The organism is Dactylosporangium sp. NPDC000244, assembly GCF_040300725.1.
In the GTDB taxonomy this organism is placed as follows: Bacteria; Actinomycetota; Actinomycetes; order Mycobacteriales; family Micromonosporaceae; genus Dactylosporangium.
Window position 1 is genome coordinate 1 of the sequence record NZ_JBEPEH010000107.1, and the last position, 2,130, is coordinate 2,130.

Consider the following 2,130-nt stretch of genomic DNA (forward strand, 5'->3'; position numbering starts at 1 on the left):
GATAAGACCCTCAGCAAGTCCTATCTTCCCAGCTCAGAAGGCACCCGTTCCTCATCCACCCACCATGTGGGAAGCCCTCAATGAAGGGCCGGGGCCTAGGCGCTGATAATGAGATTCGGTTGATGGCGCTTCATCGCAGCAAGCACATCATGCAGCGAGACCGGAAGAATGACGGCCGAGATGTTGATCGGGCTGAAACCGGCGCGCCGATTTGCTCGCATCAGCATCCGGGCTGCCACTGGCGCACCATCCACGTACGCATCCGGATCGCGAAGCACCACCTCGATCATGCGCTGGGTCGTGCCGCGCACTTTGATCTCCCGAATCCTGACAGCTCGAACCTCCGACCAGGCCACCGAGCCCCACGTGCGGTATGCGAAACCCTCGTCGGTGATGACCAATTCCGGCCCGCGCCGGATCAGTCGGTAGATCAATGTAGCGGCGGCCAGGCTGAAGAACGGGACGCCCACAGCGCCGGTAATCTCCGCCACGATGCTCTGGTGGGTCGCCAGCAACCAGGCGCTAATCGCAACGAAGCCCAGCGCGCCAAGGGCCAGAAGGACAGTACGTCGGAGCGAAGCCTGGTACACCGTAGCCGGCATCGGCACTCCCCGTCGTCCGGACGAGGTCGAGTCCGGGTTGAGATCGTCTCACGTACGTTCCCGGCCGTACAGCATCCGTACAGCCAGGCTGGCCCGCAACCACGGCGACAGCGACCGACAAACGCAGGCATCATGAGCCAGGACAACAAAGCACTCACCGGCGATCCGGATCTTCTTCTAATCCCGGGGTCCCCGGCGTCGTTCAGGGCCAGAGCCGTACGAACACCGAACGGCAAATACGCGGCCAACTACCTCCGGAGGCCGCATAACTAGGTGGCATTTGTGCTGGTCGGCCGGTACCGACTCGTGAGAACGTCCACCGCTCCCCTAACGCGGTATTCGAGTGACACCGGGTCCCTCGCTACGGGATGCTGCCCGGCGGAGGTGGCGGAGCGTTGGCCGGTGCGAGTGTGGCGGTGTGTGTTGAGGTGGCCGACGGGCAGCCGGTGGTGGAGGCAGTCGCCGCCGCCCTGGAGCCGTTCGACATGGCGTACGGTCCGGACGGGCGCTGGGACAGGTGGCGTATCGATGGCTGGCTTCCGGTGCGTGCCGGCCGTGAGGACGATCCTCGGGTCCTGCGAGTGTCGGAGCCGCCGGAGGGGTGGGTGCCTGATCGGTGCGACGGCACGCCCCGCGGGCTGCTGGACTTCACACCGGTGCGCTCGGCGGCGCGCGAGCGGGCTGAGGCCGTATGGGCGGAGTGGTACGAGATCGCGCGTCGGTATCCGGCCGGGCGGCCGCTGGGTGATTTCCTACGGCGGTATCGGGCGGACCCGGAGGGCTATTCGCTGGACGCGGCGCGGCTGGACCACCGCAGCCAGCCGGTCATGCAGGCGTTGATCGCGGCGCACGACATCGGCCCCGGTGTCATCTGGTTCGAGTCCAACGACCCGATCGGCCTGTTCGGCTACGAGCCTGAGCCCTACGTGGGCAACCGCGTAGCGCGCGCCGTTCCGGCCTCGGAGTTGCTGCGGCTCGACGGGGTCTGGGTGGACTACGGCGATTACCCCAACTCGGGCAACAGGTTCGATCACACCAGTTGGGACGAGTACTACCGCGCGGCGGACGCCTACCTGGACGCGCTGCCCGGCGACGCGTATGTCGTCCAGATCCACATTCACAGTTGACGGTGATTGCGGCTTGACCTACGTCCGGCGCCACGCCGGAGCTTACGGTGGTGCCTTCTAATCGCAGGGTCAGCAATGCTGAGGCGGCGCGAGGACGTACAGCAGCGAAGTACAGCGGCCGGCCGGACCGAGTCAAACCCGGTCCGGCCGACAACGGTGGCACCGCAACGGGACCGACTGCACCGAACCTTATCGCCGGTACTTCCTTGGTCGCGGTTCGAGTCCCGCCCGCCCACTGGCTTGCTGCTCACTGCGTCTTCGGGCAGTGCAGGCAACGCGCGGGCAGCGCGAGCAGGCCGCGCACGCCGCCTAGGCAGCAGGCCGCGCACACCGCCTAGGTGACTGGTGTTAAACGGTGGTCCGGCCCGCAGGGCCGGACCAGATCGGTAGAGCGTCGGGTA

General features: G+C 66.3%; 2 protein-coding genes. One reads left to right on the plus strand and one right to left on the minus strand.

Annotated elements, in window-relative coordinates:
* Positions 1 to 95: 95 nt before the first annotated feature.
* Positions 96 to 602, minus strand: a complete 507-nt coding sequence (locus ABT369_RS57685) for an STM3941 family protein (protein WP_350627234.1) — start codon at positions 600 to 602, stop codon at positions 96 to 98.
* Positions 603 to 1,030: 428 nt separating this feature from the next.
* On the opposite strand from ABT369_RS57685, the gene ABT369_RS57690 reads away from it, so the two are divergent.
* Positions 1,031 to 1,729, plus strand: coding sequence for a hypothetical protein (locus ABT369_RS57690; protein ID WP_350627236.1), 699 nt, complete (start codon positions 1,031 to 1,033; stop codon positions 1,727 to 1,729).
* Positions 1,730 to 2,130: the final 401 nt, after the last annotated feature.